The following is a 17,878-nucleotide window of genomic DNA, read 5'->3' as shown; positions in this document are numbered from 1 at the left end:
GTGCGGGGCGGCGGCCGACGTCCTTCCGGTGGCGAGCCCGCGCGGGGTGGCCTATGGTCGAAACGACGCCTCGGCGTCACCTCATCTCATCGACGGCATCCCCGTCATTGACCGGCACCTCATCACCGGCACCGCCCGCAGGAGCATCATCATGTCCGTCACCTCACCCCCGCGCGCCCGGGGGCGCCGCACCGCCGTCACCGTGGCCGCCGCCATGACCCTCGGAGGGGCGTTCATGGCGACACCGTCGGCGCTCGCGGCCGACGAGCGGGTGGTGCTCGTCGGCTCCCTCCAGGACGAGCTCGGCTGTGAGGAGCACTGGGACCCCACCTGCGAGGCGACCGAGCTGACGACGACGGACGGCTCGCTGTATACCGGCGACTTCACCGTCCCGGCCGGCAGCTACGAGCTGAAGGTGGCGCTCGGCGGCGGATGGGACGAGAACTACGGCGCAGGAGGGGTCCTCGACGGCCCGAATATCCCGCTCGTTCTCGAGGCTGACGCCCGGCTGCGGTTCACCTTCGACGACGCGACCAACGTCATCTCGTTCGCCCCCCTCGATCTGCCGGGCGATACGACCAGGGCGGACCGCGCATACGCGCTCGACTCCCTCCGCGAGCCGCTCACCAGGGAGCGCTTCTACTTCGTCATGGCCGACCGGTTCGCCAACGGTGACCCGGGCAACGACACCGGCGGCCTGACCGGCGGTCCGCTGGAGACCGGCTTCGACCCCACGCACCGGGGCTTCTACCACGGCGGCGACCTCAAGGGCCTGACCGAGCGGCTCGACTACATCGAGGACCTCGGCACGACGGCGATCTGGCTCACGCCGAGCTTCAAGAACAAGCCGGTCCAGGGCGGCCCGGGTCAGGAGAGCGCCGGCTACCACGGCTACTGGGTCACCGACTTCACCCAGATCGACCCGCACCTGGGCACCAACGAGGACATGGAGGCCCTCGTCGACGCCGCTCACGAGCGCGGCATGAAGGTCTTCTTCGACATCATCACCAACCACACCGCCGACGTCATCGACTACCGCGAGGGACCGGAGAACGGCTACCGATACATCTCCAAGGAGACCGAGCCGTACCGTGACGCGGCGGGCAACGAGTTCGACGACCGGGACTACATCGGCAAGCCGTTCCCGCTCATGGACCCCGAGACGTCCTTTCCCTACACCCCCTTCTACCCCTCGCCCGAGGACGCGACCGTCCGCGTGCCCGAGTGGCTGAACGACATCACGATGTACCACAACCGGGGCGACTCGGTCTGGGCCGGCGAGTCCAACACCTACGGCGACTTCATCGGCCTGGACGACCTGTTCACCGAGCGCCCCGAGGTCGTCGAGGGGATGGGCGAGATCTACAAGGCGTGGGTCGAGTTCGGGATCGACGGCTTCCGGGTGGACACGGTCAAGCACGTCAACATGGAGTTCTGGCAGCAGTTCGTGCCGGACATCCTCGGCGAGGCGGACCGCGTCGGCAACGACGACTTCTTCGCGTTCGGCGAGGTCTACGACGGCAACCCCTCCTACCTCTCCCAGTTCACGACGGAGGGCACGCTGCAGGCGACGATCGACTTCGGCTTCCAGGCCAAGGGCGTCGACTTCGCCAAGGGTGCCGACGCTTCCGACATCGCCGACTTCTTCGCCCTGGACGACTGGTACACCGACCCCGACAGCAACGCCTACCAGCTGCCGACCTTCCTCGGGAACCACGACATGGGGCGCGTGGCGATGTTCCTGCAGAACGCGGACCAGGACGAGGCCGAGCACCTGGCCCGGGTCAAGCTCGCGAACTCGCTGATGTTCCTCACCCGGGGCAACCCCGTGACGTACTACGGGGACGAGCAGGGCTTCATCGGCACCGGCGGCGACCAGCTCGCCCGTCAGGACATGTTCGCCAGCGAGGTCGAGATATTCAACGCCGAGGACGTGCTCGGCGGGCCGAGTGGGTCGATGGACCGCTACGACACTTCGCACGGGCTGTATCGCCACCTGGCCGACCTCGCCGAACTGCGGGAGGAGCACCCGGCGCTCGCGGACGGCATCCAGGTGACCCGGTATGCGGCGGACGGGCCTGGTCTGTTCGTCACCTCCCGCTACGACCACCGGGCCGGTGTCGAGTACCTCGTCGCCATCAACAACTCGGAGTCGGCGGCGACCGCGACCGTCGACACGTGGAACAAGAACGAGCAGTTCAAGCCCGTCCACGGGACCCGGTCCAAGGCCAAGTCGGGCAAGGACCAGAAGGTCTCGCTCACCGTCCCCGCACTGTCGGCCTCGGTGTGGCGCTCGAGCTCGAAGACCGACCGGCCGGCCGCCGGGCCCGAGGTGTCGATGACACTCGAGGCGGGGGCGACCGTCGGGGGTCGCGCCGAGATCACGGCCGAGATCCCGGTCAACACACCGGTCGACGCCACGTTCCTCTACCGCCCCGTCGGCACGGGCGACTGGCGGGTGATCGGCACCGACGACCACGCGCCGTTCCGGGTCTTCCACGATGTCAGGGGTCTGCCGAAGGGCTCCGTCCTGGAGTACCGCGTGGTCGCCAAGGACCGTCAGGACCGGATCGACGCGTCCGGCTCGTGGGCGGTCGTGGGCACCCCGGCGCCCTCAGGCGGCAGCGGTAACGACCCCGTCGAGCCGCCCGACGCGGTCAGCGTGCCCGGAACGCACAACTCCGAAATGGGGTGCACGGGTCCAGCGCCGAACAACGGCGACTGGGAGCCTGGCTGCGAGCTGGCTCAGTTGGCCCTGGACGACGAGGACAAGATCTGGAAGCGGACGTGGACCGACATCCCGGCCGGTCAGTACGGCTACAAGGCCGCCATCGACGGCACCTGGGACGAGAACTACGGCCTCAACGCCCAGCCGGGCGGCGAGAACATCCTGTACGAGACCGACGGCTCGGGTGTCTCCTTCTACTACGACCATGCGACGCACTGGGTGACCTCTGACGCCGAGGGGCCGATCCTCACCGCTCCCGGGTCGTTCCAGAGCGAGCTGGGATGTTCCGGTGACTGGCTGGCGGACTGCATGCGACCGTGGCTGCAGGACCCCGACGGCGACGGCACCTACACCTTCACCACGTCACTCATCCCGGCCGGCACCTGGGAGGTCAAGGTCGCCCACGGTCTGTCCTGGGACGTGAACTACGGTCAGGGAGGCGTGCTCGACGGTGCGAACTACGAGTTCACCGTGCCCCGAGACGGTGCGACGACGACCCTCACCTACGACCCCGAGACGCACGTGCTGACCATCACGAGCCGGTGACGGCAGCCGGCCGCCCGGCCCGCTCGGCGCGGCGTGCGGGGACGTAGCCGAGCACGCCGAGCAGGCTGAGCGCGCCGGCCACCACCATCGCGTGCTGGATGGAGACCGCGTCCGCGAGAGCCCCCAGGAGCGGGGCGGCGACCGCGAAGGCGAGGAAGGCCATCATCGAGTTCATCGACAGCACGACGGTGCGATTCGCCGAGGTGGCGACCCGGTGGAGCAGCGCAGCGTGGGGCGGGCCGTTCATGCCGTGCGTGGAGTACGTGAACAGGTAGGCGACCACGAGGGCGACCGGCCCGGCGACGACGCCCATGACGACCGCGCCGACCGCGTTGAGCCCTCTGGCCAGGGCCGCGGCTCGGGCCACGCCGATACGCTTCGAGGCCACGCCGGCGAGGGCTGCGCCGGCGGCGAACAGCCCCCAGGCCCCCGCGGCCGCGGGACCGATGAGAGCACCGGCCTGCTGAGCGGAGCCCAGCATCTCCTCGAGGCGCAGGGGCATGAGGGACTCGAAGGTCACCATCCCGACCGACCAGAAGGTCTCGGCGAGAACGAGTCCGAGCAGGACGGGGGAGTAGCGCAGCAGACGCAGGCCGCCACCGATGACGGCGGGCACCTCCCGCGTGCCGGCCCGGACCGCCGCGAGTCGACTCGAGTGCTCACCCCGGGGCCGCTCGCGAACGAGGACCCACGCGGCGGCCAGGTGGACGACGTTGAGCAGAGCGAAGACCCACACCGCCCCATCGATGGCGGTGAGCGGGTGACCGAACACCGAGGTGACCGGATGCCACCAGATGATGCCGCCCGAGGCGACCGCACCGGCGCCGATCGCCACTCCGACGATCGTGCCGGCTCGCGCGAGCGGCTGGTCGACGTCGGCGTCCGGCTCGGTCTCGTGGATGGCGTCGACGAACCATGCCTCCAGCGGACCGGAGTCGAGCGCGCGGAACACGCCCGTCAGAACCCCCGCGACGACGAACGCCCAGAAGGACTGGGCCACCGCATACCCCAGCCCTGCGAGGACGCCGACGAGCGCGGAGGCGAGGTAGACCGGACGGCGGCCGAGCGCGTCGGCCAGACCGCTGGTCGGCAGCTCGAGGACGAAGGTGACGATGCCGACGACGGCCATCGCCGTCGCCGCCTGGGCGATGGTCAGACCGCGTCCGGTCAGCAGGAGGATCATGACGCCGACGACGAGACCGACGGGGAACCACCGCGTCACCATGAGCAGGTAGAACGCCCGTCGAGCCGCGGGCGGAGTGAGCACGGGCTGGTCGGTCACGATGGTCACCGGCGCGGGGCCTGTCCCATGTCGATGGGGTGAGCGCCGAAGAAGACGGCGACCCGGCGAGCCTGCGGGTTGCCCTGACCGACACGCCGGTAGCGCTGGATGACCTCGTCGAGCTCCTGGGCGAGAGTCCGCATCTGCTCGGCCGTGACGACGACCATGTCGTCGCTGAGCCCGGCGGCGTCACGCCACTCGAGCGGCCAGTTCGCCTGGACGTCGACCCATCGCTCCTGCCGGGTGGCGAGATGGCGGACGTAGTCACGGGTGAGCCACCCCAGGGCCGCCTCGGCGTCGTCGTCGTCGGCGAAGTCGCTCGGGTGGTAGGAGTGGTACTGCGTCGTCGGCTCCCAGAGCCGGCGACGTCCGGCCCCCTCGCCGGTGTCGCGCACCAGAGCGACCTCCTCGAGCCTGCGGAGGTGGTAGCTCGTCGCGCCCGAGTTGGTCTCGAGCTCGGCGGCGAGCTCGGTGGCCGTGGCGCGGCCGCGCTGCCGGAGGGCTCCGAGCAGCCGGGTCCGGAGCGGGTGAGCAAGGACCTTGAGAGCCGCGGCGTCGAGCCGGACGGAGTCGGAGGAGTCGGCCATATATGCATAATACATGTGCAAAGAAGATATGCACAATAGATTTGCACATCTCGCCTGAGTGGCGAATCATCGTGTTTGACAGGCGAACTCGGCCGGCGCAAGGGGATTTGGGCCGGATGCCCGGTCGTTCGTAGACTTGGAGAGTTGTGCCGTGAGCCCTTCACGGGGCCGACCGAGCCCCGCTGGACCACCCGTCCCCGTCTGGCGCCCACGGCATACCCATGCGGTTCCACCCTCTGACGCAAAGGCAGACTCATGCGTACCTACACCCCCAAGCCGGGCGACATCACCCGCGAGTGGCACGTCATCGACGCCACCGACGTCGTCCTCGGCCGGCTGGCCACTCACGCCGCCACGTTGCTGCGCGGCAAGCACAAGCCGACGTTCGCCCCGCACGTCGACACCGGTGACTTCGTCATCATCATCAATGCCGACAAGGTCGCCCTGACCGGCGCCAAGGCCGAGCAGAAGCGCGCCTACCGGCACTCCGGCTTCCCCGGTGGTCTGAAGAGCCAGACCTACGCCGAGCTCCTGGCCAAGAGCCCGGAGAAGGCCGTGGAGAAGGCGGTTCGCGGCATGCTCCCCAAGAACTCCCTCGGTCGTCAGCAGCTGACCAAGCTCAAGGTCTACGCCGGCGCCGAGCACCCCCATGCTGCCCAGCAGCCCAAGCCCTTCGAGATCACCCAGGTGGCCCAGTGATGAGTGAGAACACCGCCAACGTCGACGAGACCTACGAGGGCGCCGCTGAGTACGGCACCGACGCCGACGACGCGATCGTGACCGAGTACAGCACCGAGTCCGACACCGAGGTGGGCGGCGAGCCCACCCGCCGTCCGAGCGCGTCGGCTCCCGGCTCGGCGACCGGTCGCCGCAAGCAGGCCGTCGCCCGCGTCCGGATCGTTCCCGGCACCGGCGAGTGGACGATCAACGGCCGCTCGCTCGAGCAGTACTTCCCCAACAAGGTCCACCAGCAGCTGGTCAACGAGCCGCTGAAGGTCCTCGAGCTCGACGGCGCCTACGACGTGCTGGTCCGGGTCCACGGCGGTGGGCCCTCGGGCCAGGCAGGAGCGGTCCGCCTCGGCGTGGCGCGCTCGCTCAACGGCGTCGACCCCGAGCTGAACCGTCCGGCGCTGAAGAAGGCCGGCTTCCTCACCCGGGACGCGCGCGTCCCGGAGCGCAAGAAGGCCGGCCTGAAGAAGGCCCGCAAGGCGCCTCAGTACAGCAAGCGCTGATCCGGCGCGCACCGCAGACGGCTGTATGCGGTGCGCACCCGCCGTCGAGGGCGGCACCTCTCCCGGGGTGCCGCCCTCGACGGATAACGGCACGGGCTGGAGCCCTGGCCCGGTAAGTTGGTCCGTCGGATCACGTCAGGAAGGCAGAATCCATGTCCCGACTCTTCGGCACCGATGGTGTCCGCGGGCTCGCCAACGGTGACATCACCGCCGAGCTGGCCCTGCAGCTGTCCGTCGCCGCCGCCCATGTTCTGGGCCGTTCGGCACGCGAGCAGGGACGCCGTCCCAAGGCCGTCGTGGGTCGGGACCCGCGTGCCTCCGGTGAGTTCCTCAGCGCCGCCGTCGTCGCGGGCCTGGCCTCGGCGGGTGTCGACGTGCACAACGTCGGGGTCCTGCCGACCCCGGCGGTCGCCTTTCTCACCGGCGACATGGATGCCCACTTCGGGGTCATGCTCTCGGCGTCCCACAACGCGATGCCCGACAACGGGATCAAGTTCTTCGCGGCCGGCGGGCACAAGCTCGCCGATGCGGTCGAGGACGAGATCGCGGCGCACATCGGGGAGGAGTGGCTCCGACCGATCGGCGCCGAGGTGGGCCGCGTGCACGAGAACCGCGCCGGGCAGGCCCGCTATGTCGCCCACCTCCTCGAGGTCCTGCCGCACTCCCTCGACGGGCTCACCGTCGTCATCGACGCGGCCCACGGGGCCGCCAGCGAGGTCTCGCCCGAGGTCTTCCGGCTCGCCGGCGCAGAGGTGTTCGAGATCGGCGCCTCGCCCGACGGCCTGAACATCAACGACGGCTACGGCTCGACGCATCTGGGCCGGCTGCAGGCGGCCGTACGGGAGCGGCGCGCCGACCTCGGGATCGCCCACGACGGGGATGCCGATCGGTGCCTCGCGGTGGACGCCACGGGCACGGTGGTCGACGGCGACCAGATCATGGCGATCCTCGCGCTGGCCCTTCGGGACCGGGGTCGGCTCGCCGACGACACCCTCGTGGCGACCGTGATGAGCAACCTGGGACTGCTCCAGGCGATGAGGCGGGAGGGCATCAGTGTCCGCCAGACCGGGGTGGGCGACCGCTACGTCCTCGAAGCCATGCGCGCGGGTCACTACTCCCTCGGGGGCGAGCAGTCCGGGCACGTCATCCTCCTCGACCACGGCACCACCGGCGACGGCGTCCTCACCGGCCTCATGCTTGCGGCCCGGGTCGCGGAGACCGGTCGGTCCCTCGAGGACCTGGCCTCGGTGATGACCCGCATGCCCCAGGTGCTCAAGAACGTCAAGGGCGTCGACAAGTCGCGCGTCGAGTCGGACGAGGAGGTCCAGGCCGCTGTGTCCCGCGAGGAGTCGTCACTGGGCGACACCGGCCGGATCCTGCTCCGCAAGTCCGGCACCGAGCCCGTGGTGCGCGTGATGGTCGAGGCCGAGACCGAGGAGCGGGCGGAAGCCGTCTGCGACCGGCTCGTCGACGTCGTCCGGGAGCGCCTCTCCCTCTGAGCCTTTTCTTCCATGAGAAGGAAAGGCACGGTGTGGGAAACAAGGGTCCCTTCCCAAAGGGGAGGTTCCTTTCCCAGGGAGGAAAACGAATCCGCGGGACGTGTCAGCGGGAGGACGCGACGATCCGCGCGTACTCGCGGCCGGAGTCCTTGACGATCCGCTGCTGCGTCGCGTAGTCGACGTAGACGAGGCCGAACCGCTTGCCGTAGCCGTGGGCCCACTCGAAGTTGTCGAGCAGCGACCAGGCGAAGTACCCGCGGATATCGGCCCCGTCCTCGATCGCATCGGCGACGGCGCCGAGGTGGCCGTGGAGGTACTCGATGCGCTGCGGGTCGTGGACCTCACCGTCCGGCGAGACGATGTCGGGCCAGGCCGAGCCGTTCTCGGTGATGTAGATCGGCAGGCCGCCGTCCTTGGCCGACCGGAGCAGGATGTCGTAGTGCGCCTTGGGAGAGATCTCCCAGCCCATGGCGGTATGCGGTGGGAGCGGGGGTGACTCGACGACTCCCTCGCATCCGGCCAGCGGCATGCCCTCCTCACCGTCGCGCGCGGCCCGCACCCGGGTGGGGAAGTAGTTGTTGATGCCGAGGTTGTCCAGCGGTGCCGCCATGACGCCCAGGTCGCCGTCGTGGATGTATCCGTGGTCGGTGAGGTGCGCCGTGTCCTCGAGGAACCCGTCGGGGTAGGCGGCCCGGAAGATCGGGTCGAAGAAGAGCCCGTTGAAGATGTTGTCCGCACGCCGGATCGCGTCCGCGTCGGCCTCGTCGACGACGCCCTCCCCGGTGCCCTCCGGCCCGTAGACCTGAGTCGGGTTGAGCGTGATGGACACCTCGGCGGCCGCACAGTGCTCACGAATGACCGGCACGGCCCGGCCGTGGGCGAGCATGAGGTGATGGGCCGCGACGATCCCCTCGAGTGGGTCGGTGTGACCGGGCGCGTGGTGCCCGATCGAGTAGCTCAGCAGGGACGAGCACCACGGCTCGTTCAGGGTGGTCCAGTTGCGCACCCGGTCTCCGAGCGCGCCGACGGTGACCGCCGCGTACTCGGCGAACCAGTCCGCGACGTCGCGGTTGAGCCAGCCGCCGCGGTCGTCGAGCGCCTGAGGAAGATCCCAGTGGTAGAGCGTCGCGAAGGGGCGGATGCCGTTCTCGAGGAGGGTGTCGACGAGTCGCGAGTAGAAGTCGATCCCCGCCTGGTTGACCGCTCCGGTGCCCGTCGGGATCACCCGCGGCCAGGCGATGGAGAAGCGGTAGGCGTCGACACCCAGGGACCGCATGATCGCGACGTCCTCGTCGACCCGGTGGTAGTGGTCGCAGGCGACGTCCCCGGTGTCCCCGCCCGTGACCGTGCCAGGGGTGTGCGAGAAGGTGTCCCAGATCGACGGCGACCGGCCGTCCTCGGCGACTGCGCCCTCGATCTGGTAGCTGGCTGTCGCCGTCCCCCAGAGGAATCCGTCGGGGAAGGTCCGTGAGAACGTCATGGACGCCAATCTAGTGGCCGGGGGAGTGAGAGCGCCGTCCCGGCCCGGTCGGTCCTGGTCTGCACACCGTGCTAGAAAACTCGTCATGGCGATGACAGCACTCGGAGGATCCCCTGTCCGCACGACCGGCGACCTGCCCGCCGTGGGCAGCACGGCCCCGGAGTTCACCCTCACCGGCAGCGACCTCTCCGACGTGACCCGGCCCGATGGTCGTCGCGTCGTGCTCAACATCTTCCCGAGCGTCGACACAGGCGTGTGCGCGGCGAGCGTGCGCCGCTTCAACGAGCTCGCCGCCGGCCTGCCCGACACGAGTGTCATCTGCGTGTCGGCCGACCTGCCCTTCGCGCTGGCGCGGTTCTGCGGGGCCGAGGGCATCGACAACGTGACGGCCGCCTCGACGTTCAGGTCCACCTTCGGCGAGGACTTCGGAGTGCGGATGGTCGACGGCGGGTTCCGTGGTCTTCTCGCCCGTGCGGTGGTCGTCCTGGACGAGGGCGGCACAGTCCTCCACACCCAGGTGGTCCCCGAGATCGCCCACGAGCCGGACTACGACGCCGCCGTGACGGCTCTGGGCTGAGCCGGCCGACGCATAGACTTTTGCCCGGGACCGGCCCCAACCCCTGCCCCGCCGGTCCGAGGTGAGTCATGACGCCCACGCAGCTGCGCGCCTATGTCGCGCTCGTGCGGCTGGGGTCGTTCAAGCTCGCCGCGGAGGAGCTCGAGGTCTCGGAGTCCGCCATCTCCTTCAACGTGGCGCAGCTGCGCAAGGAGCTCGGCGACCCACTCGTCACCCGCCGGGCGAGTGGGCTGGCGTTCACGCCGGGCGGGCTGCGGCTGGCGAGTCGCGCCGCTGAGCTCCTCGGGCTGCAGGACCGCACGAGGGCGGAGGTGAGCCAGGCGGCCTCGGGTCGCCGGCTCCTGCGCATCGCGGCGTCGAGCCTGTTCGGTGAGTATGCGGCGCCCGGCCTGATCGAGCTGTTCGCCTCGCGCGCTGCAGACCTGGACGTCGAGCTCAGCCTGCATCAGCCGACCGCGTTCACCGAGCTGCTGCTCGGTCGCCGTGCCGACATCGCGATCGGACCCCGGCCGCTGCAGCTGCCAGAGACGCTGGACTCGCACACCCTGATGCGCTACCGGCTCGTCCTCGTGGTCGCACCGACCCACCCGCTGGCCGACCGGACCGTGTCGGCCGCGGCGGTGCGCGCGCACGACTGGTTCCTCGGTCCGTCCGTCGCCTCCGGGCTCGGAGTGGTCCCGGACATCCTCGACGCGGTCGGGGTGCCGGAGGAACGCCAACGGATCTTCCAGAGCCACTCGGCTGCCACCGAGGAGGCGAAGCGGGGCGTGGGGATCGCACCCGCGATGTCCTTCGCAGTCAGCAAGGAGCTGTCCGCCGGCACGCTGGCCAGGGTGGAGGTGCCCGACGTCACCCTCGAGGCATCCTGGCACCTGATCCGGACGGCGCGGAGCGGGCCGGTCGAGCCGGGTGACCCCGCGGACGAGCTGGTGCGGTTCGCCGCGACCCCCCGGGCCATCCAGGCGATGGTCAAGGGCGCCGGCGTCACCTCCGGGCGGTTCCGCCCGGCGGTCCACGTCACCCTGTGGACGTGAGCGCAGAGCGGCGTGTCACGGTTCCCCGGTCGGCCGCCGCTCGCACTGCCACGATCGCCTCACGGAGGTCTGCGAAGGATCCGGCCGGCAGCATGAGCCGGCAGTGCGGCAGAGCGGCGAGCAGCGCGCCCGCGGCCGGCGTGAAGCCGGGAGCGGCGGCCCGTGGGTTGAGCCAGACGACGGCGTGGGCTCGCCTCTCGATGCGCCGCATGACACGGGCCATCTCCGCCGGGTCGTCACTGTCCCAGCCGTCCGAGGCGATCATGACAACGGCACCGCGGAGGAGTCCGCCGTGGTGGGAGTCGAGCAACGTCCGCAACGAGGCCGCGATCCTCGTGCCGCCGAGCCGGTCGTCCAGCTGATCGGCCGCCACCTCGAGGGTCTCCAGCGGCGTCGTCGCCCGCAGGCTCGGCGTGAGTCGGGTCAGCTCGGTCGAGAATGCGAACACCTCGGCCCGCCGGTGCCTCGCCAGGGCCCGCATGAGGTGGAGGTGTGCCGCCGCCACCGCCTGCATCGACTGGCTGACGTCGCAGACCATCACGATCCGCCGAGGCCGTCGCCGGCGGCTCTCCCGGACGAGTGAGAGCGGTTCATAGCCGGTGCGACGCGCGGCCGCGAGGGTGTGCCGCATGGCCACTCGCCGTCCCCGCCCGTCGCGCCGGGTGCGTCGGCTCATCCGCATCGGCCAACCGGAGGCGTCCTGCACCCAGCCGGCGAGACGATCCATGTCGGCGTCGGTCAGCTCACCGAAGGGGAGCTCACTGCCAGCCCGCGCGGCACTGGCGCGCAGCTCGGGAACCCGACGCTCCGATTGCTCGAGATCGTCGTCGCCGATCGACACCTCCCGTGGTAGGACCCACGGGAGCGTCGAACCGGATGCCTCCGTCGGGTCGTCGGCGAGCTCCACCGCCGGATCCGAGGGCTCCTCGGGTGGAGCTGCGGGCGGGTTTCGCCGGGCGATCGGATCTAAACGGACCACCGAGTCGTCGAACACGGACGCGAAGACCTCGTCGAACGTCCCCACCTCTGCGCGGGTGGAGACCATGGTGATCCGCGCCAGCCAGTACAGCTCGTCGCGGGTACGGGGGAAGCGGTGTCGGAAGGCGGCGACGAGGTCCGCCGTGGCGCTCAGGCTGACGGCGACACCCACGTCGCGCAGGGCCCGCTCGAAGGCGACGGCGAATGCGGCCCGGTCGACGCCGGGCAGCAGGGTGGGTGACATGAGGGGGCGCTCAGGCGGACTGCAGCGCCTGGACGAGCTCGGTGCGGTCGTCGGGGGTCTTGGCCAGGGCGCTCACCGAGTCGAGGACGCGACCGTCACTGAGCTCGGCGACACCGAGCGCCGCCAGCGCAGACACCCAGTCGATGGTCTCGGCCAACCCGGGCGGCTTGTCGAGCTCCAGACCCCGGGCCCGTCCGACGAACTCGGTCGTGGACATGATGAGCGGGTCGGACGCGCCGGGCACGCGGCTACGGACGATCTGCGCAGCGCGGCCCGGGTCCGGGAAGTCGATCCAGTGGTACAGGCACCTGCGGCGCAGGGCGTCGTGCAGCTCACGGCTGCGGTTGGACGTGAGAACGACGATCGGCGGCACGGTCGCGGTGAACGTGCCGAGCTCCGGCACGGTGACCGTGTGCTCGCCGAGGACCTCGAGCAGGAGCGCCTCGAACTCGTCATCGGCGCGGTCGATCTCGTCGATGAGAAGGACGGCCGGCTGGGGCCCCGGATGTCGTAGCGCCTGCAGCACCGGCCGGTCCTGGAGGAACTCGGCCGTGTAGAGGTCGGCGTCATCGAGGGCCTCGTGGCGCGCCTCTGCCACCCGGATGGCAAGCAGCTGTCGTTGGTAGTTCCACTCGTAGAGCGACTCGGCGACGGTCAGGCCCTCGTAGCACTGCAGCCGGATCAGGGGTGTGCTCAAGGACTGCGCCAGTCCTTTCGCGAGGCTCGTCTTGCCCACCCCCGGCTCGCCTTCGAGGAGCAGCGGCTTGCCGAGCGTCATGGCGAGGTACAGCGCCGTGGCCGTGCCCTGGTCGAGCAGGTAACCCGTGCGGGCGAGCAGGTCGGCGAGGTGCTCGGGTGAGACCTCCGCCGGCGGTGTGGCTGCGCCGAGGGCGGGTTCTCGCCCGGTGGGGAGATCTCCTCCCGTCACGACAGGCCCAGCTCGGCCGCGTGCCGGTCGCGGCAGCGAGGGTTGCAGAACCAGATGGTCCCCTCGTCGGTCTCCAGGTGAGGGACGCCGTCTCCGGGGATGACGCTCATGCCGCAGACCGGGTCGACGTGCATGAGGGGTGCTTCGGCCCTCGCCGGCGCTTCCGCCGATTCCGTCGCGCCGGCCGTGGGCTCGGTCGTCGTCGGGTCCACCAGCTCCCCACGGCGCAGCCGGCCGACCAGCTCGGCGAGGATCGAGACCGCGACCTCGCCGGCGGTACGGCTGCCGAGGTCGAGCCCGGCCGGCGAGCTGATCCGGCCGCGTTCGCCGCAGGTCAGGCCCATCTCGTCGAGTACGGCCGCCCCTCGTCGCGGACTCGCGACGAGGGCGATGTAGGAGACACCGGCATCGAGAGCCCGGCGGATCGACTCCTGTTCATCCCTTCCGTGGGAGGCGATGACGACGGCGGCCGTCGGTTCAGGGTCGCTCGCGGGGAGGGAATGACGGGTCGCGTACCCGAGCACGGCGCACAGCTGGCTCAGGGCCCTGGCGATCGGTGAGCCGCCCACGATCTCGACGACCGGTGGCGGAAGGACCGGCTTGAGGAAGATCTCGATCGCGCCCCCTGACAGGCAGGGGTTGACGACGACCTGCGCGCCCGGGGTCTCCGGGAAGTCGCCGGACTCCTCGGGAAGCACCCGGAGCAGGGTGCTCGCACCCGACCCGAGCGCGTTGAGCGCGGCGACCCGGACTGAGCCCTCCGCGCACTGGCCTCCGACGAACCCTTCGATCGAACCGTCCGGCAGGATGATCGCCTCGTCGCCGGTGCACGCGGAGGCCGGCGCCTGGGCACGCACGACCGTGGCGTGGACGAACGGTGTGCGGGACTCGGTGAGCTCCAGGGCACGGTCGGCGACGACACTCATCACCGGGCTCCTTTCTGCTGGTTCGGGTCGGCGGCTCAGACCGGTGGGCGCGGCCTGCCCTGGATGGCGTCCCACACCCGCGACGGGGTCATCGGCATGTCGATGTTGCGGATGCCCAGTGGATGCAGCGCGTCGACCACGGCGTTGACGATCGCCGGTGGTGAGCCCACCGTGGCCGACTCCCCGACGCCCTTGGCGCCGATGGGGTGGTGGGGCGAGGGCGTGACCGTGTGGCCGGTCTCCCAGTCCGGGCACTCGAGTGCGGTCGGGATCAGGTAGTCCATGAGCGAACCGCCGAGGCAGTTGCCGAACTCGTCGAACTCGATGAACTCCATGAGCGCCATCCCGAGCCCGTCGACGAGCCCGCCGTGGACCTGGCCTTCGATGATCATCGGATTGATCCGAGTGCCGCAGTCGTCGACCGCGATGAAGCGTCGGACCCTAACCTCTCCGGTGCCCTTGTCGACGTCGACGACGCAGATGTATGCACCGTTGGGGTAGGTGAGGTTCTCGGGGTTATAGCAGATCTGCGCCTCGAGAGCCCCCTCCATCCCCTCGGGCAGGTCGCCTGCGCCGTGCGCCCGCATGGCGATGTCCTGGATCGTTACGGATGAGCTCGGGTCGCCCTTGACCTGGAAGGCCCCCTTGGTCCACTCGAGGTCCGCGACCGAGACCTCGAGCATGCTCGAGGCGATCAGCTGGGCCTTGTCCCGGACCTTGCGGGCGACGAGGGCAGCCGCCGCGCCCGAGACCGGGGTCGAGCGGCTGCCATAGGTGCCCAGCCCGAACGGCGTGTTGTCGGTGTCACCGTGAACGACCTCGATATCGGCCGGCGGGATGCCGATCTCCTCGGACACGATCTGGGCGAAGGTCGTCTCGTGACCCTGGCCCTGGGTCTTGACCGAGAGCCGCACGACCGCCTTGCCGGTCGGATGGATGCGCAGCTCGCAGCCGTCCGCCATGCCGAGCCCGAGGATGTCCATGTTCTTCCGCGGTCCGGCGCCGACGGCCTCGGTGAAGAACGAGACACCGACGCCCATCAGCTCGCCGCGGGCCCGCTTCTCCTCTCGCTCGGCGAGGAGCTCGTCGTAGCCGGCGATCCGCATCGACTCGCGCATCGTCGCCTCGTAGTCGCCCGAGTCGTAGACCCAGCCGGTCTTCGTCTCGTAGGGGAACTGCTCCGGACGGATGAAGTTGCGCAGCCGCAGCTCCGCCTGGTCGATGCCCATCTCGAGGGCCAACGAGGTGACCAGACGCTCGACGAGGTGCACGGCCTCGGTGATCCGGAAGGAGCACGCATACGCCACGCCACCGGGGGCCTTGTTCGTATAGACCGCGGTGACCTTCGCATACGCCGCCTCGATGTCGTAGGAGCCGGTGAAGACCCCGAAGAACCCGACGGGGTACTTCGACGGAGCGGCCTGGCCGTTGAAGGCGCCGTGGTCGGCGAGGACGTTGGTGCGGATGGCGAGGATGCGGCCGTCCTTGGTGGCCGCGATCTCACCGCGCATGATGTAGTCCCGCGCGAACGAGCCCGAGGTGAGGTTCTCGGAGCGGTCCTCGGCCCACTTGACGGGCTTCCCGACGAGGAGCGAACCGACGATGGCGCAGACGTAGCCGGGATAGATCGGGACCTTGCCCCCGAAGCCGCCGCCGATGTCCGGGGCGATCACCCGGATCTTGTGCTCGGGGAGGCCGGCGACGATCGCATACAGGGTTCGATGGGCGTGCGGGGCCTGCGAGGTCGACCACAGGGTGAGCTTGCCGTCCACGCGGTCGTAGTCCGCAACGGCCGCCGCGGTCTCCATCGGAGCCGGGTGGACCCGCGGGTAGACGATGTCCTCGGTCACCACGACGTCGGCGCGGGCGAAGGCCGCCTCGGTCGCCTCGGCGTCACCGGTCTCCCAGTCGAAGATGTGGTTGTCGGTCTTGCCCTCGAGGTCGTCGCGGATGACCGGCATCGAGGGGTCGAGCGCCTTGCGGGCGTCGATGACGGGCGCGAGGTCGTCGTACTCGACGTCGATGAGCTCGAGGGCGTCCCGGGCGGAGTACCGGTCCTCGGCGACGACGAAGGCGACCTCCTGACCCTGGAAGCGAACCTTATCCGTGGCGAGCACCGCCTGCACGTCGTTGGAGAGGGTCGGCATCCACGCCAGACCCTTCTCCGCCAACATGGCGCCGGTGACGACGAGCTTGACCTTCGGGTGGGCCTGCGCGGCGCTGATGTCGATCGAGACGATCCTGGCGTGGGCCACGGGAGCCCGCAGGATCGCCAGGTGGAGCATGCCGGGCAGCTGGACATCGTCGACGAAGCGTCCCCGTCCCCGGATCAGGCGCGGGTCCTCCTTGCGGAGCATCCGGCCGAAACCGACCGGGGTCTGGTCGTTGTCCTCGAACTCGGTCTGGCGGTGCTCGCGGGTCTGCGGGGTCGCGGTCATGAGGAGCTCCCTGCGGTCTCTGCGGTCTCGATATGGCTCGCGTTCTCGTGGGTCGCGGCCCACCGGATCGAGCGGACGATGGTGCTGTAACCCGTGCACCGGCAGATCTGGCCGGAGATGGCCTCGCGGATCTCGCCGTCGGTGGGGTCCGGGTTGTGGTCGAGGAGCCATCGGGCGGTCATCATCATCCCCGGGGTGCAGAAGCCGCACTGGAGCCCGTGACACTGCATGAAGCCCTCCTGGACCGGGTCCAGGACCCCGTCGCGCTCGAGGTCCTCGACGGTGCGGACCCGCTTGCCGCCGGCCATCGCGGCGAGCATCGTGCAGGACTTCACCGGCTGCTCGTCTACCCAGACGACACAGGTCCCGCAGTTGCTCGTGTCGCAGCCCCAGTGCGTTCCGGTGAGGGAGAGGGCATCCCGCAGGAAATGCACGAGCAGCATCCGCGGCTCGACGTCGCGCGTCACCTCGTCGCCGTTGACGGTCATGGTCACCTGCATGGTCGATCCTTCCTCAGTTCACGGTCGTCGAGAGGGCGCGCGAGACGGCGCTGCGCAGGGCACGGACGGTGAGCTCCCCAGCCAGGTGGCGCTTGTACTCGGCGCTCCCGCGGGCGTCGTCCACCGGTCGGCTGACCTGCGTGGCGATCGCTGCGGCGGCGGCGAAGGCCTCCTCGCTCGGAGGTCGTCCCACGAGAGCCTCGGTCGCGTCGACCGCGTCGTCCACCCCCAGGGCGGTGAGAGCGATGCGCGCGTCTATCACGGTGCCTCCGTCGAGCCGGACCGCGACGCCGCTGGCGGCCACCGGCCAGTCCCCGGCACGCCGTTTGACCTTCTGGTAGGCACTCGAGCTCCCGGGGCGGATCGGGAACCGCACCTCCGTCAGCAGTTCGGCCTCCCCGACAGCGGTCTGGTAGGGACCGACCGCGAAGTCGGCCATCGGCACGACCCGCTGACCGCCGCTGCCCGTGATGACGCACTCGGCGTCCAGGGCGAGGCAGACCGACGACAGGTCCTCCGACGGGTCGCACTGGCACAGCGACCCACCGAGGGTTCCCCAGTTGCGCACGACCGGGTCGGCGATGAGATGTTCGGCGTCCCGGATGATGGGAAAGTGCTCCGCGAGCCCGTCGTGGGCGAGCATCGCGGCGTGCCGGACGAGCGCGCCCACGCGGACCACGTCCGACTCGACGGTGATGTAGCCGAGTTCGTCGCTCAGATCGTTGATGTCGACGAGGTACTCGGGTGCGGCCAGGCGCAGCTTCATCATCGGCAGGAGGCTGTGGCCGCCGGCGACGACGCGGGCCTCGTCCCCGAGGCGCTCCAGGAGCGCGATGGCGTGCGAGACGCTCTCCGCCCGCTCGTACTCGAAGGGTGCGGGAACTTGCATGGGGGACCTC

15 protein-coding genes are annotated in these 17,878 nt (G+C 70.1%); 6 read left to right on the top strand and 9 right to left on the bottom strand.

Going from position 1 to position 17,878, the window contains the following annotated elements; genetic code table 11:
* Nucleotides 1-46: 46 nt before the first annotated feature.
* Nucleotides 47-3,274, top strand: a complete 3,228-nt coding sequence (locus GA707_RS01995) for an alpha-amylase family glycosyl hydrolase (RefSeq protein WP_226963468.1) — start codon at nt 47-49, stop codon at nt 3,272-3,274.
* Here the strand turns inward: GA707_RS01995 and GA707_RS01990 are convergent.
* Both GA707_RS01990 and GA707_RS01985 read right to left on the bottom strand, forming a co-directional pair.
* The gene (locus tag GA707_RS01990; RefSeq protein ID WP_226963467.1) at nt 3,261-4,565 is read right to left on the bottom strand and encodes an MFS transporter; all 1,305 of its coding nucleotides are present in this window, start codon (nt 4,563-4,565) and stop codon (nt 3,261-3,263) included. The genes GA707_RS01995 and GA707_RS01990 overlap by 14 nt on opposite strands.
* Nucleotides 4,562-5,143 carry a helix-turn-helix transcriptional regulator gene (locus GA707_RS01985; protein ID WP_152176726.1) on the bottom strand — a complete coding sequence of 194 codons (582 nt, stop codon included), beginning with the start codon at nt 5,141-5,143 and terminating at the stop codon, nt 4,562-4,564. Before GA707_RS01985 ends, GA707_RS01990 begins: the two co-directional genes overlap by 4 nt.
* A gap of 255 nt (nt 5,144-5,398) precedes the next feature.
* Here GA707_RS01985 and rplM point away from each other — a divergent pair, with 255 nt between their 5' ends.
* From rplM to glmM, 3 genes are all read left to right on the top strand, one after another.
* Complete coding sequence (gene rplM, locus GA707_RS01980) at nt 5,399-5,842, top strand: 50S ribosomal protein L13 (RefSeq protein ID WP_152176725.1); 444 nt, start codon at nt 5,399-5,401, stop codon at nt 5,840-5,842.
* Nucleotides 5,842-6,375, top strand: coding sequence for a 30S ribosomal protein S9 (gene rpsI, locus GA707_RS01975; protein ID WP_152176724.1), 534 nt, complete (start codon nt 5,842-5,844; stop codon nt 6,373-6,375). The genes rplM and rpsI overlap by 1 nt, the downstream gene beginning before the upstream one ends.
* A gap of 152 nt (nt 6,376-6,527) precedes the next feature.
* Entirely contained in the window at nt 6,528-7,874 is a 1,347-nt protein-coding gene (gene glmM / locus GA707_RS01970; protein ID WP_152176723.1) for a phosphoglucosamine mutase, read from the top strand.
* Nucleotides 7,875-7,977: 103 nt separating this feature from the next.
* Here the strand turns inward: glmM and GA707_RS01965 are convergent, their stop codons facing one another.
* A complete protein-coding gene (locus GA707_RS01965) occupies nt 7,978-9,354 on the bottom strand; it encodes a GH1 family beta-glucosidase (protein ID WP_152176722.1) in 1,377 nt (458 codons plus the stop codon).
* An 85-nt stretch (nt 9,355-9,439) separates the two neighbouring features.
* Between GA707_RS01965 and tpx the strand changes: the two genes are divergently transcribed.
* Together tpx and GA707_RS01955 are read left to right on the top strand one after the other, a co-directional pair.
* The gene (gene tpx / locus GA707_RS01960) at nt 9,440-9,931 is read left to right on the top strand and encodes a thiol peroxidase (protein ID WP_152176721.1); all 492 of its coding nucleotides are present in this window, start codon (nt 9,440-9,442) and stop codon (nt 9,929-9,931) included.
* A 68-nt stretch (nt 9,932-9,999) separates the two neighbouring features.
* Nucleotides 10,000-10,965 carry a LysR family transcriptional regulator gene (locus GA707_RS01955; RefSeq protein ID WP_152176720.1) on the top strand — a complete coding sequence of 322 codons (966 nt, stop codon included), beginning with the start codon at nt 10,000-10,002 and terminating at the stop codon, nt 10,963-10,965.
* Here the strand turns inward: GA707_RS01955 and GA707_RS01950 are convergent.
* Genes GA707_RS01950 through GA707_RS01925 form a run of 6 tightly spaced genes read right to left on the bottom strand, consistent with a single transcriptional unit; the run spans nt 10,949 to nt 17,868 of the window.
* Entirely contained in the window at nt 10,949-12,187 is a 1,239-nt protein-coding gene (locus tag GA707_RS01950) for a VWA domain-containing protein (RefSeq protein WP_152176719.1), read from the bottom strand. The two genes, GA707_RS01955 and GA707_RS01950, sit on opposite strands and share 17 nt — an antisense overlap.
* 10 nt (nt 12,188-12,197) lie before the next feature.
* Nucleotides 12,198-13,115, bottom strand: coding sequence for a MoxR family ATPase (locus tag GA707_RS01945; RefSeq protein ID WP_226963466.1), 918 nt, complete (start codon nt 13,113-13,115; stop codon nt 12,198-12,200).
* Complete coding sequence (locus tag GA707_RS01940) at nt 13,112-14,041, bottom strand: XdhC family protein (protein WP_152176718.1); 930 nt, start codon at nt 14,039-14,041, stop codon at nt 13,112-13,114. The genes GA707_RS01945 and GA707_RS01940 overlap by 4 nt, the downstream gene beginning before the upstream one ends.
* Before the next feature lie 35 nt (nt 14,042-14,076).
* Complete coding sequence (locus GA707_RS01935) at nt 14,077-16,479, bottom strand: aerobic carbon-monoxide dehydrogenase large subunit (protein ID WP_152176717.1); 2,403 nt, start codon at nt 16,477-16,479, stop codon at nt 14,077-14,079.
* Entirely contained in the window at nt 16,476-16,979 is a 504-nt protein-coding gene (locus tag GA707_RS01930; RefSeq protein ID WP_152176716.1) for a (2Fe-2S)-binding protein, read from the bottom strand. The genes GA707_RS01935 and GA707_RS01930 overlap by 4 nt, the downstream gene beginning before the upstream one ends.
* Before the next feature lie 13 nt (nt 16,980-16,992).
* On the bottom strand, nt 16,993-17,868 hold the full coding sequence (locus GA707_RS01925; protein ID WP_152176715.1) for a xanthine dehydrogenase family protein subunit M: 876 nt from the start codon (nt 17,866-17,868) through the stop codon (nt 16,993-16,995).
* Nucleotides 17,869-17,878: the final 10 nt, after the last annotated feature.

It is taken from the genome of Nostocoides sp. F2B08 (assembly GCF_009184895.1).
Classification (GTDB): Bacteria; Actinomycetota; Actinomycetes; order Actinomycetales; family Dermatophilaceae; genus F2B08.
The sequence above is the reverse complement of the archived record's forward strand: the minus strand, read 5'-3'. Positions and strand labels throughout refer to the sequence as shown.